Raw genomic sequence first — 26,195 nt, forward strand, 5'->3', positions numbered from 1 at the left:
TGACGACCATGCAGCGTTCCGCGACGACTTGCGTTGTACTTCCCAGCCTGAAGGCTTCGGCGTTTCGTTGTTGTCGGTCATACCGGTTTGCACTTCAAGACGTCGGGGGCCAAGGGCAGGCCGAACAATTACCGGGACGATCAGGAGCGGCACGCCCTGTGCCGGACGACCCAGACTATGTCCTTGATAGGAGCGTTCAGCGTTCGGCGCGGACAGACGCCCCCGCGAGGCTACCAGCGGCAGACTGACTGGCAAGTATCCGCTAACCAGTCAGTGGCTGCACGCCGCTTTTTGCTTCAAAGACGCGCTAGCGCGGCGACGCAGATATGTTGCCCACCGAACATTCGCGCTGAGGAAAGATAATCCGCGATCTGCCGATCGCCTATAAATAGGTGGCCTTGAAAGAGCCTGGGGCCGGCATCAGGACAACTTTTGATCTCCATCATACAAGGGGGAAGGCGAAAGTTCAGTATCGTCCCTGTCGCCCGACACTCCGGTGTCGCTCCTTAAAAGCGCTGTCGACATCAACCGAGCCGCCGTGGACTTGATGCCAAACTTGTGTCGCTCTTTATCGATGACTAGCGAGCACACCGATCACTATTTCGATGTCATGGACGACTGACTACAGTAAATCAAGGTGGTTAGCCGACAATTACCTTCCAGAACGCCGCACCCCCTAAAACAAACGAGTCACTTTACCACATTCCATTAGGAGAACTACAGTGGATAGGCGGAACTTTATCAAAAAGACAACGGCTGTCAGTGCGGCCATCGCATCGACAAACTTGGCCGCGCGGAATACCGGGAGCCCTCATGGCGGCAAGCCGAACATCTTGTTTATTCTTTTGGACGAAATGCGCTTTCCCCGCGTTTTCCCGGAAGGCGTTCGCGATGCGGGCGAGTTCCTCAAGGCATTTATGCCCGAAACATTCGATCTGTGGAAACGGGGAGTCAAGTTCTCCGCCCACTACACCGCTGCCTCGGCATGTAGTCCGGCGCGCGCCGCTCTCATCACGGGGCTCTACACTCACCAAAATTGGCTTCTTACCACCATTCTGGACTCGCCGGATACCAAGGTTTCTATACAACCGGTGCTGAACCGCCAGTTTCCAACCTATGGCAAGATTCTGCAGTCACTCGGCTATATCACGCCGTATATAGGAAAGTGGCACCTGTCGATCGTGCACAAAGGGCCGAGTCCCCTCTCACTATATGGCTTTGAAGCGTTGACTTACCCCGACCCCACTGGCAGTAATCTGCAGGGCACGATCGGAGATCCGGGGCAAGGCTACTTGAGCGACACGAACATTGCCGATCAGGCAACCCAGTGGTTGGAGCGGCGCAGGCCGACTGACTCGCCGTGGTGCCTTACTGTTGGCTTCATCAACCCGCACGACAAGGAGTTCTTTCCTGCGGGCACGGAGTTTAAGCGCTTTACCGACCTTTTTCAATCGAGCAAGTACAACCCGAACGGCTATTCGCAGTGGATCGATTACACGGCAGGGCCACCTACCTACAACTGGGAGCTCAATCCTCTGCGACACCCGCCGCGGTACGGATATCCGGCAACTGCGCCGAATTGGGAGTCTGGTTCGCAGCTCTCGGCCAACAAGCCGCCGATGCAGACTTTCAACCGCACGATCCAAGAAGCGGTTTGGGGTGGCGTGCAGGACACGCCGGGTACGGATTTCCAAATCTCGGCGTATCCGGTCAATCCGAACTTGCCGCCGCCTTCCGACACGAAGGGCATCGCAAAAGCGCCTTTCCATTACTGGAGGCGCGGCCTTGACTCCTATACGCAGATTATGTCGCTAGTCGATGCGAAGATAGGAGCCGTTGTAGATGCGTTGCCACCCGAGGTCGCCAAAAAGACGATCATCGTGCTGAGCGCGGACCATGGGGACTACGCGGGCGCCCATGGCATGATTTCGGGCAAGACCGGGACCTGCTACGAGGAGGCGTTCAACGTCCCGCTCATCGTCGTCGATCCCACCGGCGAGTACGACGGAGATCGCGAAGTGGTTCGCTGCGGGCTGACCTCGTCAGTCGACATCCTTCCGCTGTTGGCGACTATCGCTAACGGAGGCACCCGGAGCTGGATGATCGGAGACTATGTCCAGATGTACGGGAATCGCCATGATTTGCTCCCGATGCTGAAGAGCGCGAGCGCGCCGGGCCGACCCTACGTTGTTTTCGCGTCTGATGAAACCGTGCCTGACGCATTCAACTTCAATTCGTCGGCATCGCACATTATTGGCGTAAGAACCGACGACGGCAAGCTCGGGACGTACTCCGACTGGGCGCCATCGACGACGAGCATTACCGGCAGCAGCGACCTCGAGTACTACGACTATGCAACCGAGCAAGGTAGGCTCGAATTGGACAACCGGTATCGTTCGCCGGCCGCGCAGAGCATGTATGAGCGAATGATGACGGACATCATTCCAAATGAGCTGCAGGCTCCATTACCGGGCAATCTCGTTGCGGCTCAAGATACGGCGCAGGCGCGTTATTTGGAGTATGTCAGGCTGATCAATAGCGGAGGGGATTTTGAGCTGCCGTTCAGGATAGGCGACGTCTGAGCATCGGCGGTAGGGCGGTGATGAAAGCAAACGCCGGCGACGCGCGACCGAATGCCGCGAAAGAATCTTGCGAGGATCACTTGCGCGCGTCATACCTGTTACCGTATGCAAAGACGGAAAGGCGTCTTGCCCATGAATCACCTGCCGAAATACATTGCAGTTGCCGCAGCGCTGGGCGCCGTCAGCGGCGGTACGCTCGCGAGGGGACCTGGGATGTCTGTGGGTGAACTGCCGGAACGACTCGTGAGAGTGCCCCGAGATTTGGCAAAGCTGAATCGCTAGAATTTGCCGAGCTCGGTGCATGAATGTCCGAGCTCGTCACTTTCCGCCGAGGGTTCGCTTCTTTGTAGTCGGGCGCTGCCAAGCTCAATTAGGGCAGCGCGTAAAGGAAACTTCGAATGTTACGGGCGCTTGCTAGCCGCATCAAGGAATGTGAACCTTGCTTGCTGCAGCCGACGCACTACTGGCGAACGCGAAGCTGACCGGCGGGCGTGTCGGTCGCTCACTTTGCACAGCTTGATAAGCGGCGAGGCCGATGATGCGATACATATATGTTCGTTTGGGCTCGGCCATCCTCGCCGCGATCGTAAGCTGCTGCATTTCTGCATGCGGGTCTTCCGACAGCTCAGATCAACTGGCTCTTCAAGTGCCCTCGCCGGAGTGGCAGGACCAGATCATCTATTTCATCCTGACCGACCGCTTCAATGACGGCGATTCGAGCAACGATAATCAGGGCGCGGGAGAATTCGATCCGACAAATAATGCCAAGTACAGCGGCGGCGACATTCGCGGCATCGAACAGAAAATAGCTTATATCCAGGGGTTGGGGGCGACGGCGGTCTGGTTGACGCCGCCAGTCGCGAACCAGTGGTGGGACCCGCTTGTGAACTACGGCGGGTATCACGGCTACTGGGCTTCGAATTTCGAAGAGGTCGACAAGCATATGGGCTCCCTCGACGACTATCGGAAGTTGTCGAGCGCCTTGCACAAGGCCCGGATGTATCTGATACAGGACATCGTCGTGAACCATACCGGCGACTTCTTCGTTTACGACAAAGCATGGAACGCTAACAATCCCGCGCTCGGCTGGTCGCGCAATTCTGCGTCTGTTCCGGTGACGGCGCCGACGCAATCACCCTTCAATATGGACGACCCAACGGATCCCACGCAGCGTGCTGCGGGTATCTACCATTGGACTCCCGACATTAGCGACTTCGGCAATGCTGACCAGTTGTTGAACTATCAGCTCTACGGGCTTGATGATCTCAACACAGAGAATCCAGTCGTGCGCGAGGCGCTGAGAAGCAGCTATGGATATTGGATCTCAACGGTCGGCGTCGATGCGTTTCGCATCGACACAGCTTTTTACGTGCCGCAGGCCTTTTTCAGCGATTTCATGTACGCAACCGATCCTTCAGCTCCCGGGATCCGTCAGGTGGCGCTTTCGAAAGGAAAAGCTAGCTTCCTCGCGTTCGGCGAGGGCTTCGTCACAGACGCCCCCTATCAAAACGCAAGTTCTGTAAAGATCGAGTCATACATGGTCGATCCGAGCGGCGCGGACGTCCTTCCTGCGATGCTCAACTATCCGCTGTACGGCACGCTCTGGGACGTCTTGACTCAGCAGCATCCCACGGCGGAACTCGGCTATCGGATTCAGGACATGATGCAGGTGTTCAAGCGCCCGTATCTAATGCCCACCTTTCTTGACAATCATGACGTTGACCGCTTCCTCGCTCATGGAACGATCGCCGGGTTGCAGCAAGGGCTGCTGCTCATCATGACCTTGCCGGGCATACCGGTAATCTATTACGGGACTGAGCAGGCTTTCACGGAGCAACGAGGCGCAATGTTCGCGAACGGCTATGCATCGGGTGGCGACGACCATTTCGATACAGCCGCGCCGCTCTATCAGTTCATCGCGCAGATGGCCAAGTTGCGCAAGAGCAACAAGGTTTTCTCGCGCGGCACGCCGGCAATTCTGGACCAGAACAGTGCAGGGCCAGGGGCTTTCGCGTACAAGATGTCGTATCAGTCGACGGTTGCGATCGTCGCCGTTAATACCTCGGACACGGCCGCTGCGACGAGAACTTTCGCCACTGGTTTGCCTCAGGGGACGATGCTTAAGGGTTCTGCGTCGGTCGGCGCATCGTCTCCGCCCTCGCTCGTGGTCGGCGCGGATCGAACCGTGACAATCGTTATGCCGCCGCGCTCTGCTTTTGTGTGGCTGACACCGACGTAGTCCGACTGCGCCCGTCGAGGCTCGGGCAAGGAAGCTGAGCGTCGCGACGCGATACCGGTGCCCTGCGCCGCCCGACGCAGGAGCGCGAGCCCAGAGGGCTATCAAGGCGTCCGAGACCGGAGCCGGCGGGGTGCCGTCTGTCGACGCTTGGTGCGCGCATCAGCTCCCCCGGGCTTGCTCGCCGCTTGACTGTGCGCACTGTGAGTGGAGCGCTATTTCGAATGACGACGCCGTTGCACGCGCCTGACGTATAACGACGTTTCCCAATGGCAATAGACCGTTCACAGTTCCATCGGCCGGCGGTCCAGGACTTAAGACGCGTCCGCGCTGCTGAGCCGACGTCGCCGGCATCGCATCGTCAACGAGGCAAGCTGACATCCAGCGGCCGCACGGCGCGTAGCCCAGGTGCGTGCGCTGCGGCCGAGGACGAGGCGATAGCTGAAGGTTCGGTATGTCCAATCCACTCCATGGGACTAAACCGCTCGCGCGGTATGTGCTCCGTTCAAAGTTATTGGTTGGGAAAGGGTAAGACTCTCAGTTTCCTATGTTGAGTGATGAGGCGATCCGCCTCGTTACCCAGGAGGAACCGGGCCATGACATCCCCCACCCAGGTTATTAGTCCGTTGCGTCAGCGCATGATGGACGACATGCGCATGCGCCGCCTCGCACCAACCACACAAGCTAATTATCTTCGTGTGGTACGAGAGTTCACCATCTTCCTCGGACGCTCACCCGACACTGCCACTGTCGAAGACCTGCGTCGCTATCAACTGCATCTGGTTGACCACGGCGTGTCGCCAGTTTCTTTGAACGCAGCGATCACCGGCCTGAAGTTCTTCTTCGGCACGACGCTCGCTCAAGACGCGTTGATGGCTAAGATGCGACCGATCTATCTCCCGCGTACGTTGCCCGTCATACTCAGCCGCGAAGAAGTCGGGCGGCTGATCGCTGCGGCGACCAACCTGAAGCATCAAACGGCGCTAGCGCTCGCCTACGGAACGGGATTACGCGCCAGCGAGGTAACTGCCCTTAAGGTCGGTGACATCGATAGCGAGCGTATGACGCTGCGCGTTGAGCAGGGCAAAGGCCAGAAGGACAGATATGCCATGCTCTCGCCGATCCTGCTCGAGCGTTTGCGGGTCTGGTGGCGGGTCGCACGAGCCCAGGGCAAGATGCTCGACGGAGGCTGGCTGTTTCCCGGACTTAACCCGATCGAACCGCTCAGCACCCGCCAGCTCAACCGGGCGGTTCATGCTGCCGCCGAGGCTGCGGGAATCGACAAGCGCGTGTCCATGCAGACCTTGCGGCACAGCTTTGCCACGCATCTGCTGGAACAGAAGGTCGATATCCGGGTGATCCAGGTCATGCTCGGGCACAAGAAGCTTGAGACCACAGCGCTTTATGCCCAGGTTGCCACTGATATTCTGCGCGAGGTGGTCAGCCCTCTTGAGAGTTTGCGTACTGAGTAGCTCTCATCGTGGCGCATTGCGCGCTTGAGATCGCAGACGTCTTCCGCTCCCTTGGTCCAGCGTGGCATCGATCCGCTAACCTGAGCCTCGGGCAACTGAAGGTCATGTCCGCAATCGAACAGTGCCGCACCGCGGCGCTGGGAGGGCACCTGCTGCGCTGTGAAGGATGCGCGGCGATCGAAGTCGCCTACAACTCGTGCCGCAACAGACATTGCCCACGGTGCCAGGCTGGCGCGGCGCGTCGCTGGCTGGAAGCGCGTGAGGCCGATCTCCTGCCCGTAGAGTACTACCACGTGGTCTTCACGCTACCCGCTGCGATCAGCGCGATTGCGTATTACAACAAGGCCGTTATCTACGGACTGCTGTTCAATCTCGCGGCCGAAACGTTGCGCACTATTGCCGCTGATCCGAAGCATCTTGGAGCGCAGATCGGCGCCACGCTCGTCTTGCATACGTGGGGCTCGGCGCTCACGCATCATCCCCATGTGCACGGCATCGTTCCCGGTGGCGGTTTATCGCCGGACCGAAGCCGGTGGATAGCCTGCAGGCGAGGCTTCTTCCTTCCGGTGCGCGTACTCTCGCGGCTGTTTCGCCGGCGCTTCCTCGAAGAACTTGAAGCGACCTATCACCGAGGGCAGTTGCGGTTCTTTGGCGAATACGCCGAGCTCAACGATCTCGCAGCCTTTGCCAAGTGGCTCGCGCCAATGCACGCATCCGAGTGGGTCGTGTATGCCAAACGCCCGTTTGCGGGGCCTAAAGCGGTGCTCGCCTACCTGTCGCGTTACACCCACCGCGTCGCGATCTCCAACCAACGCCTGGTCGCGCTCGACGAAGACGGCGTTACCTTCCGCTGGAAGGACTACCGCGTAAACGGACGCACCCGCAACAAGACCATGACCCTCGAAACAGGTGAATTCACGCGTCGCTTCCTGTTACACGTATTGCCTGGCGGTTTCCACCGCATCCGCCATTACGGCCTGCTCGCCAACCCATCGCGGCGCGCGAATCTCGCGAAGATACGCGAGTTGCTGGGCGCAGCGTCTGCCACTATCGGCTGCAGTGCGAACGATCTCGCTACAGTCGCAGCGTCGCCAGCGTTCGTTTGCCGGCACTGTGGCTCGCCGATGATCATCATCGACCTACTCCAGCGCAGCAGACCTATCCGGGCACCGCCTGTTGAGCGAGCCCACGCATGAATGCCATCGCGTCAGGATGCACACATCAACTGTCGGCTCTTCGGCAAAGAGAGCTCATAGGGGACGCTTGCGCCTACGACTCCCGACAGGCAGTCTGGTGCTGGTCGGCCCGGCATATAGCAACGCCTAGAAGCGTCGCTGATGCGATCGCGGTAGCCCAAGCTCTGATTCGCCCGCGTTTATTTCCGCCGTGCCTTCGATGGGACTGAACGAATCGCCATAGCGGTGAAAGGTTCAGGCCACGTCGGCGCACTCCGCGGTTTCCTCCCTTGGGGCTTGTAGGACGCCTGCCCGCTGGCGTCTGGGGCGAGTTGACACGCGATGGATCGGGGCAGGCGTCCTACAACCCTAAACAGTAGCTGCCGTTGGAAGCGCGACAATCGACAGGCAGCAACGGGTCGCAGAACGGAAACCGCTCGCGCGGTAGGGGGCTACGGCCCGACTAGGCAGGCCTTGAGAGGGCTGCGGCGCGATTCCGTATGTTGATGGTCGGGGCAATCCGCCTCGTTCATCAACGGAGCCGCATCATGACCTCCACTCAACCGGGCGTCAGCCCTCTGCGTCAGCGCATGACGGACGACATGCGCATGCGCCAGCTTTCTCCCGCAACTCAAGCAGGCTATCTGCGCATTGTGCGTGAATTTGCTCGATACCTTAAGCGCTCGCCCGATACGGCGACTGTCGAAGACCTGCGAAAGTACCAGTTGTATTTGGTCGATCGCGGAGCGTCGCCCGCTTCCCTCAATGCCGCGATCACTGGGTTGAAGTTATTCTTCGAGATCACGCTTCAGAAGCCGGAATTGATGGCTCGAATGCAGCCAGTGCGTGTGCCGCGCATACTGCCGGTTATCCTTAGCCCCGACGAGGTCCGGCGACTGATCGCGGCAACCGGTAATTTAAAGCATCAGACGGCGTTGTCGCTCCCCTACGGCACCGGGTTGCGGGCCGGCGAAGTGGTCGCGCTCAAAGTAGGTGACATCGATAGCCAGCGCATGACGCTGCGTGTCGAACAGGGCAAGGGCCGTAAGGATCGTTATGCGATGCTCTCACCGGTGCTGCTCAAAGCGCTTGCGGGTCTGGTGGCGCGTGGCCCGTTCGCAGGGCAAGATGCCGGATGGCGGCTGGTTATTTCCGGGACTCGATCCGGTCGACCCGCTGACTCCGCGGCAACTCAATCGCGCGATTCGCGCTGCGGCCGAAGCCGCACAAATCGACAAGCGCGTATCGATGCATACGCTGCGCCACAGTTTTGCCACGCACCTGCTCGAACAGAAGGTAGATATCCGTGTGATTCAAGTGCTGCTTGGGCATAAGAAGCTTGAAACGACAGCGCTTTACGCCCAGGTCGCCACCGATTTGCTGCAAGAAGTCGTCAGCCCGCTGGAGCGCCTGCGTACCGAGTAACACGCGCGCGGTCAGAGCCGATGTTACAGGTCGCGGACATCTTCCGCGCCTGCGGGGCCACGTGGCGACTCACGGTAGCACTGAGCCTCGGGCAGCTGAAGGTGATGTCGGCCATCGAACAGTGCCGCAGCGCGGCGCTGGGTGGACATGTGTTGCGGTGTTCGGGCTGTGCACGAACCGAGATCGCCTATAACTCATGTCGTAATCGCCATTGCCCGAAGTGTCAGGCTAGTGCCGCACGCCGCTGGCTCGAAGCGCGCGAGGCTGGTCTGCTGCCGGTCGAGTACTATCACGTCGTCTTTACGCTTCCCGCACCGATCAGTGCTATCGCCTGGTATGACAAGCGCGTCATCTACGGGTTGCTATTCGACATCGCGGCCGAGACGCTACGCACCATCGCGGCGGACCCCAAACACCTAGGCGCCGACATTGGCGCCACGCTCGTGCTGCACACATGGGGCTCAGCGCTCACGCATCATCCGCATGTGCACGGAATTGTCCCTGGCGGCGGCCTGTCAGCCAACGGCGAACGCTGGATCGCCTGTCGGCCGGGCTTCTTCTTGCCCGTGCGCGTGCTTTCGCGCCTGTTTCGCAGACGCTTCCTCGAAGCGCTCGCCGATGCTCATCACCGTGGACGCCTTCAGTTCTTTGGTGAGTACGCGCAGCTCGCTGACCGAGCGGCTTTCGCACAGTGGCTCGCGCCGCTGCGCGCCTCGGCATGGTTCGTGTATGCCAAGCGTCCGTTCGCGGGCCCTGAAGCGGTGCTCGCGTACCTGTCACGCTATACCCATCGCGTCGCCATCTCCAACCAGCGCTTGCTCGGCTTCGACGAGCGTGGCGTGAGCTTCCGTTGGAAGGACTACCGCGAGAACGGTCGCACCCGCCACAAGGTCATGACGCTCGAGCCCGGCGAATTCATGCGCCGCTTCCTGCTCCACGTGCTGCCAGTCGGGTTCCATCGAATCCGGCATTATGGGCTGCTCGCTAACCCGGTGCGCCGCGCAAATCTAAGAAAGATACGTACGCTGCTCGGCGTGAGCCCCGAAGTCCGCCCAACACCGCACGACACGGTCATCGTCGATCGACCAACCTTCATCTGTCGGCACTGCGGCGCGCCCATGCTCGTCATCGACATTCTGACGCGCACCGTACCGATTCGCGCTCCACCGGAGGGAACACGGCAATGAATGTCTCGCTCCTATCTAGCGCCCAATCGTCGGCTTTGCGTCAACGCGGCCGAAGAGTGGACGGTTGTGCCTTCGACTTCATACTCACCTGTATAGCCCGATTCCGAACTCCCAAGCGAACGCCGCATCGCCTCCAGTCCCGCATCGACGTCTCTTCTAGTGCTCGCATCGCTCGACGTCGACCTGCAACACACGCCGGACAGACTGATCAATCACCATAGCGGAGACGCTGGCCGCCTCGGACCACTCCGCGGTTTCCTTCCTCGAGGTTTATTCAACGCCTGCCCACACGCGTGGTCGTTGGCTCGTACGCCTTTGGTCGAGGGCAGGCGTCGAACAAACCTAAACGGGATGCGGCAGTCGGCTCTCCGAACTCACCCCCGGAAAGCAATGGGATGGACGCCCCCACCCGAAACGACATCGAAGCCGGGAGATCGCGTAAAAACGGACCGTCGCGACGCGATCAAGCTGGTGCGTTCGCTACGTGCTGGAGACCTCTCTGCAGTACATGTGCCATCGATCGAAGACGAATCGTTCCGGGACCTGGCGGGCGCCTGGTCGGATGCCAGGGAGGATCTGAAGGCCGCACGCTGCAGGCTCAAATCGTTTCTGCTTGCCCACGGCATTCATTACTTTAGTCGCCCTAGCTGGGGGCCCACTCACCGACGCTGGATAAGCACGTTCTCGTTCGACAGTGCATGGCAACAGCTGGCGTTCAATGAACACAGGCGCACGATTGAAGATTGGCTCGCGCAATGTGAGAGGCTGGAGCTGGCATTGCGTGAGTCGGTCATCAGCTGGCAGTTTTACCCGGTCGTACTCGCATTGCAAGCTATGCGCGGGATTAACTTCACGTCGGCGATCGGCCTGGTCTCCGAGCTAGGTGACCTGTCGCGGTTCGAGCATCCGCGACAGTTGATGGCGTGGCTCGGCGTAACGCCTTCTGAACACTCCTCAGGCGGAAAACGGCGGCAAGGAAGCATTACCAAGACAGGCAACAGTTATGCGTGAAAACTATTGGTCGAATCCGCCTCGAGTTACCGCCATCCTGCCCGCGTGAGCATCGACATACAGCGCCGGCATGAAGGGCTACCCAAGCCCATAGTCGACCGTGCCTGGGACGCTCAACTAAGGCTGTGCCGACGATATCGTAAGCTCGTCGCCAGAGGGAAGTCCGCGCACGTGGCCATCATCGCAATTGCACGCGAACTGGCAGGTTTCATCTGGGACGTCGGCCGATTGGGAATGACGCTGGCGTTACCGCCAAGCGCGCAATCTGCATGAACAAAGGGCTGTACGTAAAAAGACCATTCAGTACCAAGAGTTTCCTGAAGGCGGCGCAGCCCGGTATTCGAGTAATCCGCGACCGCGTTTGGCAACGACATCAGTCGACTTGCGTAGCAAGCAAGCGGCAGGCTCATGAGACGGACCTCTGTAATGCGGCAACCAACCCGCGAATATCAGCGTGATCCACCGTCGAGTTTTACTGTTGCGCCGCCCTCAGGAAATTTGCGCTGACAACAGAGTTAGCGATGAAAACCGATCCCGATTGACACCGGGAGTCATATCAGCGCGGCGATTGTTATCTCCGGACGTTGCTGATTCACTGCGCGCGTTCAGTGATCTTCTCCTCCCAACGCAAGGGGACGCAGCAAGGTTGGATACATGAGCTGATACAGCGACGCAACCACAACGTAGCGGCCGTTGCGCTGGCCAACAAGATTGCCCGAACTGTCTGCGCGCTGTGGGCCCACGATAGGGAATTCTAGGCTGACCCTGTACTGCCATCACTTCATGATCGCCTAAGCAATCGGAGGAATCTCCTGCTTGCCCTTTGTGTGTTGCGTGCAGCTAACAGCCGGGCTGACTAGGCGGCCGCGCTAGCGGGTGTGTACCTTCGAGTGCGTCAAAGCGACGGGGAACCGACCAGCGAAACCCATCAGGGACAGCGGCGCTGCCGCAGCGAAAGTCCGAATGTACGGTTGCAATCTACCTTCCAGTCATCGCGTAGTGAAAGCCTGGCAAAACCAGGGGCGTCCATGTACGGCCATTGCAACCAGGCCGCCGATAAGAAGCGCGCGGACACGGTTCAGCAGAGCTTCGGCGCAGTCGCGCCCGGTTGTCGTAGCGTCGGAAACCGTGCCGGAAGACTTGAAGCGTCCGGCCGACATGCTGTTATGCCGCAGCGCCTAGAAACTCTTCGGCTCGCCCGCACCACGGGGAAACGGTCGGCTAACCGGCTGTCCGCGCTGCCCTCGCCCACAGCATAGACTAGCTGGAAAGACGGGTGGCTTGCGATGAGACGCATCGCCTCACCACCGCCAAAGCCGCTAATCCCCACAATCCCAACTTGAACGCTCAATAGTGCCTGCTATCGGAGTAATCGAAGAGGCTTATTCTATGGCAATGAGGGACCCGGGCAAGACGGGCCGAGTCTTCCCGACATCGCGGTGCTCGACATCAATGCCGGACTGACTGCTGAGAACAAGCGCAAAATGCTTCGGCGAAAACTGTTGAGTTCGTGAGGAATGCGACTGGTGGCGCGCCTGTCTCTCGCTAGCGAAGCAATGCATCGACCGCAGCCGCCTCGGACTGCCGCCAACGCAGCACGGTCATTTGCATCGTGTACCGTGCAAGGCATCGGGAGCGAAGGACTCGGCGCCTTGCCGACAAGCCGCGCCGCTACTCCTACGCGGAGCCTTTATTCATCCCACGCCCGCTCGTCTTTACTTAGGGTGGGCAGCAATGAAGCTCTTGACCGCAGCGTAAGCAGGCTTTTGCGTCACGCCGTCGCTTTGAATCAAACCGTAGGCACCCTCACTATCGTCGTAGAGCTGAAAAGCTTGGATCGACTGGATGTTGTACTTTGACGCATCGTTGTAGTACTCCTGCATCATGAGATTACCAGTGATGTACGACGCAATCGAGGTCGTTGTGCCGTAAGTAGGACGCACGCCGTATTCGTTGATCCACACCGGCTTGCCAAACGAACTGATGATGCCCAGAACGTCATGGCATCCGCTGCCACCGCATGCGTTCGTCATGTCGCCCATGTCCGAGTACCAGTGCCACGCCGTGATGTCCCAACTCACGGTCGGGTGGCCGTGTGTGCCATCGGGCTGCGAACCGTCCGCGAGCATCTGGAAGAAGGCGATGTGCTTCCATGTGCCATCGACGACGATCTTCGCGGAACTGTCGACCGACTTCACACCGGCAATCATGCCGCGAATCACCCCGCGCGCGATCGTGAAAGGCTGATTGCTGTATTGATACCAGATGTTGCCGTCGTAGTTGCCGGCTAGTGCGCCCGAATCGAGCTCGTTGGCGACTTCGTAGTAGCTGTACTTGTACGTCTGCGCCGTCTGCTGGCCCATCGTGTAGCCGGCGTTGTAGGCAGCCTGCTCGCTGTCGTACCCCAGACCGAGCAACATCACCGGATAGACCTGAACGCCGCCTGCCGCAAACTGCTTGGCAACTGTCGCGAGTACCTTGGCGGACGCGAGGTTGTAAACGTCGTTGCGGAAGATCTTCACGCCCAGGTCCTGCAGCTGCAAGAGCTGCGTGGCGTACGGCGTGGCGTCGTATGCGCCGCCATTGGTGATGTGGCCGTTCATGCCATAGAAGATTGAAGTCGTCGTCGACGCTTTCGCGGTCGCGGCCGGCACTTCGGCGGACTTGGCCGCTGCCGCATCAACGGCACTTTCGCTTCCGCCGCCGCATGCGGCAAGCAAAAGGCTCGCGACGGATGCCGCGGCGGCGGACAAAAGGCGGCGACCATAACGATTGAACGGCAGGGCGGTCTTTTTCGTGTTATTCATCATGGCAGTAAGGAGTACGTATTTTATGGGGGTTGCAGGCGGCGAAGAACGATCGGCTATCCGTGCTTGGGCGTCGAGATCACTGGCCGGCTACTTCGGTGGAAGCTTGATGCAACGGTAGTGATGGCGACCGGCGCCAGCACCTAGGCGCTTGCCGCTCGGTGGCAATCCGGGCTGTGCCAGCAGGTCATCACGTTGAACGCACGACTTGATTGCTCCGAGACCACGGTCGGCGCCCTGTATTAGCTTTTACGGCGAGGGATGCGGACCTCTTGAGGGGAAACAGCGAAAAAGTGACCTAGTTGAGATATGCGGAGGTAACAATTGCTAGATCAGCAACTTGGCGGCACAAAGGAGCCGCACCGTTTGCGGCTGCGCGTAGACCTAGGCAGCGACCAGCTAGCTAGATGCGCGGCCGACACATCATCGGCAGTAGCAGGCGAGGTCTGCGGCGTCTGCGTCGCACGACGCGGCGGCCACCTGCTGCGGCGGCGTTGCACGACTAAGGCGACGCTGTTCCGCATAGAACGATCCGTCCGACACGGCGTGGCCGCGAACGGCTAACCGCACCCGATCACGGGAACGGTGGGAGTCGCGAAAGCGCCACACTCACGATCACCGATAATTTCGTCGTGGCTGTGCCGCGTGCATGGGGCTGTATCGGCACACGAAGGGAATCATCAACGCCGCAGGCCGTTTGGCGGTGTGGCCGGGCGGCGCCATTCTCGGTGACGTACAGCCCGAGCCTACCCGCTGAACCTAACGCCAGTCTTCCCCGCAGACGTCACCACGGATCGGGAGGGAACCGACGAGTATCAGAGCTTCAGCAATGCCGCACTGAAGTACAACATGTCCGTCGATTTGGCTGCCTCCGCGTTTGATCCGTCTGTCGTGATGCAGAACAACTTGATCCGTCGATATGGTGCACGTGCTTGCACTCATCGATGATTTCCCGCAAGCGGTGCGCCAACGGGTGTAGCGAGAAACAACTCGTTCCTCTTCAAGCAACTTCCGCTGACACGAACCGCATGGTGATTGCGTCTCACAGGACTTACGATGTATCGGCAGCCTGTACGCTCGACTTTCGGGCAGGTTCTGCGGCGTGACCGACATCACAACGATCCAGTCGCGAATCTTCGACGGCACGAGTGCGGGCAATCCGCGATTGCCGAGCGTCATCAAGGAGGCTCCCGCAGTCGTCAGTTTCTATGCGGCGCCTCCGGCCGATCCGCAGAGCGACACCGAACGTCTGACGACGACAAAGCGGCAGACCAAGGCTGTCAAATTGTTCTGATCATGGTTGTTCACGACTGCCGTCTTCGCCGCCGCGCAGTGGGCATGCCGCGACGAATTCAATGGGGTCGCCCGCTGTTAAGCATTTGATAAGCACCATCGCCGGAACATGCGTCGCCGGAAAGCAGGGCGTCCCTCTGCCCACCTTGCGGCTGGTAACAGACAGCGCAGCCAGCGGACGGGCGTGGCGTCGCTACCTCGTCGCCCCGTGGCACCGAACCCGGAAGCAGCTCGTTGAAGGAACTCGACTTTACATAGGATAAGCGGCTTGTGAACGCATTCGATACATCGATTCAAACCTATCTCATCCATATCGCCCCGTCATCCGACGTGTTTACTCACGCGGTCCGCGTCCTTGCCGATTTCTATGTGTTCAAAGGGGTCCTTCCGCTCGCGATCCTGTACGCGATGTGGTTCAAACCGGGCAGTTCGCTCGCCTACCGCCGAGAGATGGTCGTCGCAATTCTGTCCTCCGCGATGGTCGCTTTCGTTGTTGGACGGCTTCTTGCGCTTCTCTTGCCGTTTCGTCTCAGACCCATCTACGACGCGAGCCTCGGCTTGGCCTTCCCGGGCGCAAGCGACGCTAGCAATCATCTCCGGCTATGGAGCTCGTTGCCGAGCGACCATGCCGCGCTGTGGATGTCGGTAGCGGTGGGGATCTTGCTTGTGTGGCGCTGGATCGGCGTACTGGCGGTCCTGCACTGCGCACTGTTCATCTGCTTGCCTCGGGTCTACCTAGGACTGCACTATCCGACGGACGTCATTGCGGGCGCCGTGATTGGCGCAACGGTCGTCGTGTTACTGACGCGAGATGGCTTGAGAGCGCGATTCGCGCCGTGTATCGTGGGGCTGATGGACCGCAGCCCGGCCGTAGGCTACACGGCAGCTTTTTTATTTTTCTTTGAACTCGCCACTATGTTCGATGAGCCCCGACTACTCGCGATATCGCTGTTCAAGGTGCTCTAGCAGGTCTGCACCGTTGTCGCGTCAGCGCGCACGCCGCCCGTCAACACGCCTCCCGCCCGCGTAGGCAACTTTGAGAGGGCGAGGGGCCCTCTCGTCAATGCCGCGATGCGCGAGAGCTAACCGGAGCGCCGCTAACCGGAACCAATGGCCTAGCATCTGTCAAATCTGGAAACGAACAAGTCGCCTTCGCAAAGACCGGCCTTCACCATCAGGTTCGCCAGCGAGAGGTCGTCGACCGCACGGCGTTTGTAGCGCCATAGCAGTGAGTTCGACGGCTCTTGATGTGCCGTCGCTCAATGTCTTTCGGTATGATGGCGGTTCGTTAGCATTGGAGGGGCAATGAACAAGCAAGAATTGATCGACGCTGTTGCATCAGATGCCGGCACCACAAAGAATGAGGCCGAGCAGACGATCAACGCGGTCCTTGCCACAATTTTGAATGAGGTGGCTGCGGGTCGGGCTGTCCAACTGATCGGGTTCGGAACATTTGGAACCGGCGACCGCTCTGCGCGTACGGGGCGCAATCCTGCGACTGGCGAGACTCTCCAGATTGCTGCCGCTAAGACAGTCAAGTTCACGGCGGGCAAAGCGTTCAAGGACGCCGTCAACCAGTCCTGAGATAGCTGGCGAGCCCCCCGGACCAGACCGATCGGCTATCCAATGGCAGCAGGTTCGTTAGCTTTACCGCAGCGTTGTTCCCGCCCACATGGAGCGGCGAGAGAAGCTGCGTCATCTGTCGGCTTGGCGTTCTGTGCGTTAAACGCCAAGCGCAAAGATGGCCAGACACGCGCGACACTTGCCGCTAGCTTCCCGAGCGTTCTGGCAGCTGTAGTGCTTTTCCGACGTTTGCGACGCTGTCCGGACTTTTACCTCGACCGGGCTTCGAGCAACCTTAGTGGGTTCGTACCTCAAGGACGGGCGGAATGCCGACCGGTCTGACTATGTGGTGTTGCCGAACAACCTGAAAGTCCGTTAGCGCCTTCGCACGCGTTTCTTGGGCACGCGTGGCGACCGTAGCACCGTCGCTTTCTCCGCGGATGCCGGGGCGACGCTTAAGGCGCTATTGAAGGGACATAATAACGACGTGGTCGGCCTGGCGATCGGTTACGCGGAGATCGGTCGCATGTGCGTCGCGCAGTGCGGAGACCGTGATCGAAGCGACCTTTCGGTACGAAGTGACGCCCTAGCGGCTGCTACAGGCCGACCCCCACTATTTTCTAGGCCATCGGCTGGGCCTGCGGCACGTCGATGCGCAAGACAGCGGGCGGCTCTTCTAGGAAATCGAAGCGTCTTCCAGTTGCGCCGCACGAAGAGCGGCAGTTACAGCCTGCCGTACATCGACGGCGACACGAGACAGTTGCTCGGCCTCGACCTCGCGGCGCTGGCCGCCGATCCGACGAGCATCCGTTCCCCAACTTGACACGCCGACGACCCGCATCGGCGCTGAGTTCGTTGTCGGCCTCAGGACAGACATCGTTTCCAGGGACGTCGCTAACGGCGACGTTGTCGAATCGGTTGTCCAATGGGGAACTTCGCGACGATGCACGAAAGTGGCAATGCATCAGCCGTCGTCGAGATCCGGATCAATCAGCTCTGGATGCAGTTCAACGTATAAGAGAACCAGCCAGCGCCGCGCGCAGTTTTGTGAGATGTAGACAAGGCGGGGCGGTGCCCCCACTGTGCCGACTTGGCGCGTCTTAACGGCTGCGGAAAAGGCGCCCCTCGCGTCACCACGCACCCAGACGTACGCCATCAAGAGCGTCAGCGTTCCAAACGCCGCGAAGATAGTCTCAGGCACTTCCTCCCCGTTTTTTTGCGCGCACCGCAACCCAAAACAGCGATGTGACCGCGAGCGTGAGAAGCTGTGCGGCTAGTGAAGTAACCAGATGGGCTTTGAGCCGCATTTTCCCGCTCTTCTTCATGTGATCTCTTTGCTGTTCACAGCTAGCAGTATTGTGTGCCGAACAGAGCCGCGATTAACGTCAGGATTTCGATGCACCGAGGGGGAAATACTCATTGCGACGGCGAGTTGAGTGTTCGGGGCTCCCACTGCAACAAGCGACGTTGGCGGAGCACGAAGCCACTATATGCATGGGGGCTTCGTCATCGCTTACAAGAGCGTTGGTCCTAGACTAGCCCCGATGCTCAGTTTCCGCCCGTGGTAACCCCCGCAAGGGCGCCTATGGACACCGCCTGCTTGCCCACGCGCACGAGGCCGTCGCTTGCGGCTCCGTGCACTCTTTCGCAGGTCGCAGCGAATCGAGTGAGTCGGTACAACGCCGAGAGTGCTAGAACATGCGCCGCAAAGCGTCGCTGCGAGCCAACGATCGACGACGACGCCGACACGCGACAAGCAGAATAAACAGGGCCAACAAAGCCCAGGCGAGGCAGCAATGAGCCTCGCTCAACGCCTCCTTCAGCACAACGTCTCTAGGCGCAATGAGGGGGTAGTACATTAGACCGAACAGTCTGACGAACCATCCCCGAGACGAAGCATCGGCCCACCCTGTGATCGGCACAGCGAGTAGAAGGCTATAGACCGCCGCGCGAGCGAGGTAAGCATAATGGCAGGCGGGTGTGAAACAGCCGAAGCGTCCGGCTCGTAGATCGCTCGTGAGACAGTGTGAATGAGCTCCAGCGCGATAAATGCTGCACCGACCGACAGGTGCCAGCCCATCAGTTCAGTCGGTGGTCCGCTGTCAGCTTTCGGCATGACGCACCCGAATATGAATGCGATACAAGCAAGCAGCACGGCCAGCCAATTTAGAAGCCGTATCACCGGAGGGTAGCTGGATTGTGAAGCGGTTTGGACCACTTGACGTTATCGATGAGGGAAATAGACGTAATGATGCTCTTGCAAAAATGATGAAACGCTTAAGCAGCTCGCGGACTCTGGACGGCCGCGGACCTCCGGTGAGCACTCGCAGTCCTGCACAAACGGCGGCATACATACGCGCGCCGAGCGCCTGTCGTTGACAGTCATTCGGTTCATCCGCAACGCTAATTCCTGTGCCGGGCCGCGACTGCACACCGTGAAGGATTCACCGCAATGCGTCCACTGTGGCGCGATGGCTCCGTCGCCGTGAGGGCGTGCGGAGTAGTACGGTGGTTGGACTGGTCGCGCGCAACGTCGGTGGACGGGTCAACATCGCCTCCCGACACGACGCGACCTGGCGGAGGTCATCCCAGTTCACCTCTTCATCTGCTGCTGATTTAATGCACCGCATGCGGCTTCCACCACATTTAACGGGTGCTGCCGGCGGTGGTACCAATGGCCGAAGATTGTCGAGACCGCTCCGTTTGGGTTCGCCTGCAAAGTTGCATAGGTCATTACCAGCGACCGACGCGACGACGGTCGGCGCTGCGAAATGCCGCGGGACAACGGCTGCCATCGAAAAACTTCCCGTGCAGCCGTTGTCGCGCTCTCATTAGGCGTGCCGCACACTAATTCGCCCTTGATGCGCCTGTAGATACTACGCCCCGGGCTTGCCGTGTCTACCATTCGTCGAAGCTTTCCGTCAAGCCAGAATGGGTTAGAGATTGATCTGACCACCCATTTCGACCACGCGGTTCGCAGGCAGACTGTAATACTCGGCTGCCTGTGCAGCGTTCCTAGCGAGGAATGCGAAGAGCCTCTCGCGCCAAAGCGGCATCGCGTTGCTTGCGCCCGTCGCCATGACCGTATCCCGCGCAAGGAAGAACGACGTCTCAGCCGGCTCGTAATGCCAGTCTGGCATCTGTTTCTGCGCCAGTTCAAGAATCGCCGGCACGTTGGGGATTTCCATGAAGCCATGATGGACCGTGACGGCATAGCATTCGTGCCCTAAGTTCTTGACGACGACCTTCTTGTCGTCTGGTACGTGCGGAACGTTGTCGGTGGTGCCCGCCAGGAAGATATTAGTTTGATGCATGACCGCGTTGTGCTTCAGGTTATGCAGGAACGCGGACGGCGCCATGTCAACGACCCCGCCCGGGAAGACCGCGGTGCCGTTGACCCGCGGCGGCGGATTGGCGCCGTCACACAGGGAACGAATAAGTCCCGCCAATGGAAGGTTGTCGTTTGTCATTCGCTCAACCACGGTCTGACGCCCCTTATGCCAGGTCGTCATCACGGTGAACAACGCTGCGCCGGCGAGCAGGGGAAACCATCCGCCCTCCACAATCTTCGAAAAGTTGCTTGAAACGAACACGGCATCGACAAGGGCCAGCGGGCCAATAACGGCGAAGGTCGCAAGCGGCTTCCAGTTCCACAGGCAGTGCGTGATGAAGTACATCAGCAGAGTTGTCAACAGCATCGTCGAGGCGACGGCGATGCCGTAGGCAGCGGCAAGATTGTCGGATGACTTGAAGAAGACGACAAGGAACACGACGGCCGCGTACAGCGAAACGTTGATGAAAGGAACGTAGACCTGTCCGATCTCGTGGGTTGACGTGTGGACAACCGGGATGCGCGGCAAGAAGCCTAGCTGGACCGCTTGCTTGGTCATCGAGAAAGCGCCCGATATCACGGCCTGAGAGGCGATGATCGTTGCCACGGTCGCGAGCACAACGAGTGGGATGAGCCCCCAGCCTGGCGCGGATTGGAAGAACGGCTGAGCTACCGCGGCGGGATTCTGTAGAACGAGCGCGGCCTGACCGAAATAGTTCAGTACAAGGCTTGGTAGCACCAGAACAAGCCACGCTAGCCGTATCGGCAGTTTTCCGAAGTGACCCATGTCAGCGTATAGCGCCTCCCCGCCGGTCAACGCAAGAAACACCGAACCGAGCACGACGAACGCCGTGGCGGGCGCGTGGGCGAGAAACGCGATGGCATAGACGGGCGATACGGCGCGCAGGATTTGCGGATGCGGAATGATATGCGACAGGCCTAGCGCGGCCAACGTCAGGAACCACGCGATCATGACCGGGCCGAACACCTTGCCTACCGCACCGGTGCCGCGTTTTTGCAGCTTGAAAAGCCCGGTGAGAATGACCAGAGAGATAGGAACGATCCATTCGGTGAGGTGAGGGTCAACAAGCGTAACGCCCTCAACGGCGGAGATAACTGAGATGGCTGGCGTGATCATCGAGTCGCCGTAGAACATCGCCGCGCCGAACACACCAAGCGTTAGCAGTAACTGGCGCAGGCGCGCAGGCGCGACGCCTGAAGCCAGTGCCGTAAGCGCGAGAATTCCGCCTTCCCCGTCATTGTCTGCCCGCATGACGAAGCTGACGTATTTGAGCGTGACGACGATTATGATCGCCCAGAGTATGAGCGAGACGATGCCGAAGACGTTGGCCGGGGTGACACCGCCGGCAGCCTTCAGGCACTCCCGAAGTGTGTAGAGGGGACTGGTTCCTATGTCGCCGAAGACTACGCCGATGGCGCCCATCACCAGCGCTGGATTAACCTTAGAGGCAGCATGAGACGATGGAATGGCTGGTGAAGTCATAGGCTCTCGTAACGTGATCGTAACCCGCGCTATGACATAGTCGCGGACTCAGGCGGCCATCGCTCCATGAGTCGATGCGCCGGCCGCGAGTGATACCTTTTCCGCGCATCGTCTCATGTAAGCAACTGCCAAGCGCAGACGTCGGGTGGCTTGGAGGTGCCCAAGTACGCGGCCGAGACTGAAGTCATCGTGGCGCACGCCGTGGCAATCGCGAGGTGTTGCCGCTAGTCCTCCAGACCTTGCGAAACGTCGCAGTTGGCTGCGCCCAAAGAGAGTATGGGGGGCAATTCCTTACGCCGGACTTATGTCGCTCGTCGGCGAGCGCTTTCACGCCCCGTCGCCGGATTTGGCTGTTGGTGGCCGCTTGAACCCAGGAAGCGTTCGTGCATCGGGACTGCAGGCAAGATGAACACCTTGGTCGACGGCTGCCCTAAACTGGAAGGAATCGGCCCACATCGGAATGCGAGTCCGGTAAAACGCCGCCCATTGAAATTCGGCAAATGGTTCAGGCGTCTTCACGTAGCCGCCCGCGCTACGCACGAATGCAGCAAGGCTGCGGTAAGGATCGTCCCTGAGCCCTGCGATCTGGTCGGGAATAATCGAAAGTGCGCGCAAGATGCCCCGTTCGTCGAAAGGGTGTACCCAGCGGCGCTCGATCACTGCGTCCCAGAAGTCATCCTTGGATAGCGTCGAGAGATCCTCGACGACATTCACGAAGGCGTGGGTGACCGAGGCATCTGACAGGGCGCGCGCGAGGTGATGGTGGTCGATGACGTAGTGCAGGTCGTGTTTCCCAAGCACAACTGGAATCGGCGCCTCAATTAGGAACTGCTTCAGCGCCTTATCGTCGAGAGACACGACGTGCTTTCGTTTCTCCTCGACCTCCAACGAACCCACCGTTGCCTGAAGGGGGCGCAGATGCTCGATTTTTATCTTGATAGGCTTGGTCATTTGAGGACAGGTTTCTTTGTTTTCTGGGATAACGGACAGAGGACCTTGCAGCGCGCGTAAAGGGTTAGAGGCTTTCCAAAGCAACTAGCAGTCCCGTCCCCCGACACCGCGCCGCAGAACTCGAAAACTCGAAGATATGGCTTTGGTGGCTACAGATGGCCGGCGCTCCTTGCACAAAGTCGCCCCTTATTAGTCACGCGCTTTATGTTTGCCTGGGTGGTCTATGCGCTTACACCCGAACAACCGTCTATGTCTTTGCTACGCGCCGAAGCTTTGGAGTCTGGAGCGCGCGGTTGCGCCGTCCAACGCCTCTTCCGCCGCATTGCGGTCCGATTGGGACGACGGCGAGAGCCGTTCGGATTCAAGCCGGTCGAGATACTCAGGGGTGACGTCGCCGGTGACGTATCTTCCGTTAAAACACGAGGCCTCGAATTTCTCGACTGCGGGATTGGTGTCGCGGACGGCCTGTTTCAGAGCATCGAGATCTTGATAGATGAGATGATCAGCGCCGATCAAGTGCGCGACTTCCTGGTCTGAATGCCCGTGAGCGATCAGTTCGCCGCGCGTCGGCATGTCAATGCCATAGACGTTCGGGAACCGCACTGGCGGCGCTGCTGAGGCGAATATCACCTGCGTCGCGCCGGCGCCGCGTGCCATCTGCACAATCTCTCCCGAAGTGGTACCGCGCACAATAGAATCGTCGATGAGTAAGACGTTTTTCCTTTGAACTCGATGTTCATCGCGTTGAGCTTTTGGCGCACGGATCTCCTGCGCACTGCCTGGCCGGGCATGATAAAGGTGCGGCCGACGTAGCGATTCTTGATAAACCCTTCCCGATACGCCACCCCAAGCTTCGCTGCGACCTGCATCGCCGCCGGACGAGCCGAATCTGGAATCGGCATCACGACGTCGATGCGAGTGTTGATTGGTAGTTCTCGCAGTATCTTTTCGGCGAGATAGTACCCATGCGGAGTCGCGCATCATAGACGACAACGCCGTCCAAAATGGAATCTGGCCTGGCCAAATATACGAGCTCAAAGAGGCAGACGTTAAGACTGGTGCTCTCGGCGCACTGCTTGGCGTGAACGTTGCCTTCAAAGTCGATGAAGATGGCCTCGCCTGGCGCGACGTCTCGTATGAACTCGAAGCCGGTCCCGTCGAGCGCCACCGATTCAGACGCCATCATCCAGTCGACACCCGACTCGGATTGCCGCCGGCCGATGCATAGGGGACGAATGCCGAACGGGTCACGAAAGCCGAGAAGACCGAAGCCAGCGACGAGGCTCACGATCGCATAAGAGCCGCGTCCCCGACGATGCACGCCAGATACGGCTGCGAAAAGCATTGCTTCACGCGCCGGTTCGCTCGCGCTGGCCCTCTGCAGTTCATGTGCGAACACATTCAGAAGGACTTCGGTGTCTGAATTCGTATTGATATGGCGCCGGTCAACGCCGAATAACTCCTCTTTCAGCTCTCTCCAGTTCGTCAGATTCCCGTTGTGCGCGAGGATGATCCCGAACGGCGCGTTCACATAGAACGGCTGTGCTTCCTCTTCGTTGCGGGATGAACCGGCCGTGGGGTAGCGGACCTCGCCAATGCCGCTTGTACCGGGCAGGCTGCGCATGTTCCGCGTGCGGAAGACGTCGCGGACCATGCCGTTCGCCTTATGCATATGGAACGTGTTGCCATTTGCCGTGGCAATGCCCGCTGCATCCTGGCCGCGATGCTGTAGAAGCAGCAAACTGTCGTAGACAAGCTGATTGACTGGGGATTCAGAAATGACGCCGACGATGCCGCACATGGAGGATCCTTCTCTGTTGATCGCAGAACTGGCGTAGGGCATGAACGGGCACCGTGCGCTCCCGGATGCAATGCGCCTTCGCGGGCCACATCACGCTCTCACCAGCCGCACGCTGCGGTAGTGCCGCAGCGAACTTGGGTGATGCCAGCATCTATGAGCAACGTTTTCGCCACCGCCGCCCGCGCTGGCCTCGCTGCCCGACTGGCCTGGGACTTGCTGATGCGCCGGAAGGAGGCATCGATGAGCGATGACGATAATCTTGAACCTGAAAGTGCGGTTAGCGACCCCGTCGAGCGATCGTGGGTGAAGCGGCTCGGCCCGGGCCTGATCACAGGCGCTGCGGATGACGATCCCTCTGGCATCGGCACGTATTCGCAGGCAGGCGCCCAGTTCGGGTTCGATCTACTTTGGACGCTGCTGCTCACGTACCCGCTGATGACAGCGATCCAGCTGGTCAGCGCGCGCATCGGCCGCGTGACGGGAAAAGGCTTGGCGTCCAACATGCGACTGCACTACCCGAGTTGGTTGCTTTACAGCGCGGTGGTCTTGCTGGTACTTGCCAACGTTATCAATATCGCGGCCGATCTTTCGGCAATGGGCGCCGCGGTTGGACTGCTGCTCCATGGACCGGAGCATTTATACGTGGTCGTGCTCGGCGCTCTCTCGGTCATGCTGCAGATCGTTGTTCCTTATGACCGGTACGCTCGCCTTCTCAAATGGATCGCACTGGCGCTGTTAGCGTATGTCGCGGTCGCGCTCATCGTGCCCATTCAATGGGGCGACGTCGCTCACGCGATCGTGTTGCCCCACGTGTCACTAAAGTCGGACTACCTGACGACGATTACCGCAGTGTTAGGCACGACCATCAGCCCATATCTTTTCTTTTGGCAGGCTTCGCAGGAAGTGGAGGAAATGAGGGCGGGCGCTAGTCATAAGCCGCTGCGCGTTGTACCGCATCAGGCGCCAGCGCAATTGCGTCGGATCAACTTCGACACGTGGGTAGGCATGGGCGTATCAAACGCCATCGCATTCTTCATCGTGCTGACGGCGGCTGCGACGCTGCATTTGCATCACGTCGAGGTGAAGACCTCGGCCGACGCCGCGCGCGCGCTTGAGCCGCTTGCCGGACGTTTCGCATACGTACTGTTCGCGCTCGGCATCATTGGCACCGGCCTGTTGGCGCTGCCCGTCCTCGCGGGCTCGGCCGCATACGCCGCAGCAGGAAGCTTCCGCTGGCGCAGCAGTCTCGCGCTTCATCTGACGCTCGCGCGCGAATTCTATTCGGTGATTGCCTTGGCGGTCGCCGGCGGAGTAGTAATCACCTTCATGCACTTTGATCCAATTCGCGCGCTCTACTGGAGTGCGGTCATTAACGGTGTGGCCGCCGTCCCGATCATGGTAATCATGATGCTGATGGCGGGCAGTAGACGCGTCATGGGGGACTTCGCGGTAAAAGGAATCCTGTCGTGGGGCGGTTGGATCGCAACACTCGCCATGGCGATCGCCGCAGTCGGCGTATTTATGCCAGGTTGATACCGCTGCCTGCCCCTGGGCCGCGAGGGCAGGCACGCCCCTTTTTGCAAGTCCATAGTGCGGCGCCTTCCGAGCTACAGGCTAGCGTCCATGCCGTTGCGCCGTGACAAGTGCTCAGGCTGGCGGCAATTATGACTTTATGATGTCTCACTACTTCAATCGGGGAACAATTATGAAAGTGAAAGCTGCAATGAAGGTTCGCTGTCGGTGGCGTGGTCGGGCACTTTGTAGGAAAGGGGCACGCCGTTCTGGGAGCTGCAGGGGGCTGCCTGGTCGGTCGGCACATTGCCAACAAGAAGGCGAAGGAAAGCGCGGCGGCCCAAG

General features: G+C 59.5%; 14 protein-coding genes and 4 pseudogenes. 13 read left to right on the top strand and 5 right to left on the bottom strand.

All coding sequences use genetic code 11. The annotated features are described in order from the left end of the window. Positions 1-722: 722 nt before the first annotated feature. The 8 genes and pseudogenes from GV035_RS02650 to GV035_RS29235 all read left to right on the top strand — a co-directional run. Positions 723-2,582 carry a sulfatase-like hydrolase/transferase gene (locus GV035_RS02650; RefSeq protein ID WP_159833124.1) on the top strand — a complete coding sequence of 620 codons (1,860 nt, stop codon included), beginning with the start codon at positions 723-725 and terminating at the stop codon, positions 2,580-2,582. Positions 2,583-3,117: 535 nt separating this feature from the next. Then, positions 3,118-4,821 carry an alpha-amylase family glycosyl hydrolase gene (locus GV035_RS02655; protein ID WP_159833126.1) on the top strand — a complete coding sequence of 568 codons (1,704 nt, stop codon included), beginning with the start codon at positions 3,118-3,120 and terminating at the stop codon, positions 4,819-4,821. A 593-nt stretch (positions 4,822-5,414) separates the two neighbouring features. Beyond that, positions 5,415-6,290 carry a tyrosine-type recombinase/integrase gene (locus GV035_RS02660; protein ID WP_159833128.1) on the top strand — a complete coding sequence of 292 codons (876 nt, stop codon included), beginning with the start codon at positions 5,415-5,417 and terminating at the stop codon, positions 6,288-6,290. Positions 6,291-6,298: 8 nt separating this feature from the next. Continuing rightward, on the top strand, positions 6,299-7,486 hold the full coding sequence (locus GV035_RS02665; RefSeq protein ID WP_159833130.1) for an IS91 family transposase: 1,188 nt from the start codon (positions 6,299-6,301) through the stop codon (positions 7,484-7,486). Between the two features lie 527 nt (positions 7,487-8,013). Then, positions 8,014-8,890, top strand: a pseudogene (locus tag GV035_RS02670) (tyrosine-type recombinase/integrase). A gap of 20 nt (positions 8,891-8,910) precedes the next feature. After that, a complete protein-coding gene (locus GV035_RS02675) occupies positions 8,911-10,077 on the top strand; it encodes an IS91 family transposase (protein WP_159833132.1) in 1,167 nt (388 codons plus the stop codon). A 420-nt stretch (positions 10,078-10,497) separates the two neighbouring features. Then, positions 10,498-11,361 (top strand): annotated as a pseudogene (locus tag GV035_RS02680) (IS110 family transposase); the annotation flags it as partial. 284 nt (positions 11,362-11,645) lie between these two features. Continuing rightward, positions 11,646-11,846 (top strand): annotated as a pseudogene (locus GV035_RS29235) (IS110 family transposase); the annotation flags it as partial. A 320-nt stretch (positions 11,847-12,166) separates the two neighbouring features. Here GV035_RS29235 and GV035_RS29240 read toward each other — a convergent pair. Both GV035_RS29240 and GV035_RS02690 read right to left on the bottom strand, forming a co-directional pair. Then, positions 12,167-12,418 carry a hypothetical protein gene (locus tag GV035_RS29240; protein ID WP_268892234.1) on the bottom strand — a complete coding sequence of 84 codons (252 nt, stop codon included), beginning with the start codon at positions 12,416-12,418 and terminating at the stop codon, positions 12,167-12,169. A 385-nt stretch (positions 12,419-12,803) separates the two neighbouring features. Next, positions 12,804-13,895 (bottom strand): lipopolysaccharide biosynthesis protein, encoded by a 1,092-nt coding sequence (locus GV035_RS02690; RefSeq protein ID WP_159833134.1) that lies wholly within the window; start codon positions 13,893-13,895, stop codon positions 12,804-12,806. 1,102 nt (positions 13,896-14,997) lie between these two features. On the opposite strand from GV035_RS02690, the gene GV035_RS02695 reads away from it, so the two are divergent. From GV035_RS02695 to GV035_RS29680, 4 genes are all read left to right on the top strand, one after another. Then, positions 14,998-15,189 carry a hypothetical protein gene (locus GV035_RS02695; RefSeq protein WP_159833136.1) on the top strand — a complete coding sequence of 64 codons (192 nt, stop codon included), beginning with the start codon at positions 14,998-15,000 and terminating at the stop codon, positions 15,187-15,189. A 269-nt stretch (positions 15,190-15,458) separates the two neighbouring features. Beyond that, complete coding sequence (locus GV035_RS02700; protein ID WP_159833138.1) at positions 15,459-16,154, top strand: phosphatase PAP2 family protein; 696 nt, start codon at positions 15,459-15,461, stop codon at positions 16,152-16,154. A gap of 339 nt (positions 16,155-16,493) precedes the next feature. Beyond that, positions 16,494-16,772 carry an HU family DNA-binding protein gene (locus GV035_RS02705; RefSeq protein ID WP_159833140.1) on the top strand — a complete coding sequence of 93 codons (279 nt, stop codon included), beginning with the start codon at positions 16,494-16,496 and terminating at the stop codon, positions 16,770-16,772. Between the two features lie 679 nt (positions 16,773-17,451). Beyond that, on the top strand, positions 17,452-17,574 hold the full coding sequence (locus GV035_RS29680; RefSeq protein WP_268892225.1) for a hypothetical protein: 123 nt from the start codon (positions 17,452-17,454) through the stop codon (positions 17,572-17,574). Between the two features lie 2,113 nt (positions 17,575-19,687). On the opposite strand, the gene GV035_RS02710 is transcribed toward GV035_RS29680, so the two are convergent. The 3 genes and pseudogenes from GV035_RS02710 to purF all read right to left on the bottom strand — a co-directional run bounded on the left by GV035_RS02710 (position 19,688) and on the right by purF (position 24,338). Further along, positions 19,688-21,586 (bottom strand): potassium transporter Kup, encoded by a 1,899-nt coding sequence (locus GV035_RS02710; RefSeq protein ID WP_159833142.1) that lies wholly within the window; start codon positions 21,584-21,586, stop codon positions 19,688-19,690. 327 nt (positions 21,587-21,913) lie between these two features. After that, positions 21,914-22,537, bottom strand: a complete 624-nt coding sequence (locus GV035_RS02715) for a ParB-like protein (protein WP_159833144.1) — start codon at positions 22,535-22,537, stop codon at positions 21,914-21,916. 258 nt (positions 22,538-22,795) lie between these two features. After that, a pseudogene (gene purF, locus GV035_RS02720) lies at positions 22,796-24,338 on the bottom strand (amidophosphoribosyltransferase). A 240-nt stretch (positions 24,339-24,578) separates the two neighbouring features. Here purF and GV035_RS02725 point away from each other — a divergent pair. Next, the gene (locus GV035_RS02725; protein WP_159833146.1) at positions 24,579-25,871 is read left to right on the top strand and encodes an NRAMP family divalent metal transporter; all 1,293 of its coding nucleotides are present in this window, start codon (positions 24,579-24,581) and stop codon (positions 25,869-25,871) included. Positions 25,872-26,195 lie beyond the last annotated feature (324 nt).

Origin of the sequence: Burkholderia sp. 8Y, from assembly GCF_902506145.1 — a bacterium.
Classification (GTDB): Bacteria; Pseudomonadota; Gammaproteobacteria; order Burkholderiales; family Burkholderiaceae; genus Caballeronia.

Bases quoted from the DNA above. Each gene is read 5' to 3' on its own strand.
- GV035_RS02655 (WP_159833126.1), top strand. From the start codon at position 3,118: ATGATGCGATACATATATGTTCGTTTGGGCTCGGCCATCCTCGCCGCG.
- GV035_RS02705 (WP_159833140.1), top strand. From the start codon at position 16,494: ATGAACAAGCAAGAATTGATCGACGCTGTTGCATCAGATGCCGGCACC.
- GV035_RS02660 (WP_159833128.1), top strand. From the start codon at position 5,415: ATGACATCCCCCACCCAGGTTATTAGTCCGTTGCGTCAGCGCATGATG.
- GV035_RS02715 (WP_159833144.1), bottom strand. From the start codon at position 22,537: ATGACCAAGCCTATCAAGATAAAAATCGAGCATCTGCGCCCCCTTCAG.
- GV035_RS02725 (WP_159833146.1), top strand. From the start codon at position 24,579: ATGAGCGATGACGATAATCTTGAACCTGAAAGTGCGGTTAGCGACCCC.
- GV035_RS02675 (WP_159833132.1), top strand. From the start codon at position 8,911: ATGTTACAGGTCGCGGACATCTTCCGCGCCTGCGGGGCCACGTGGCGA.
- GV035_RS02710 (WP_159833142.1), bottom strand. From the start codon at position 21,586: ATGACTTCACCAGCCATTCCATCGTCTCATGCTGCCTCTAAGGTTAAT.
- GV035_RS02690 (WP_159833134.1), bottom strand. From the start codon at position 13,895: ATGAATAACACGAAAAAGACCGCCCTGCCGTTCAATCGTTATGGTCGC.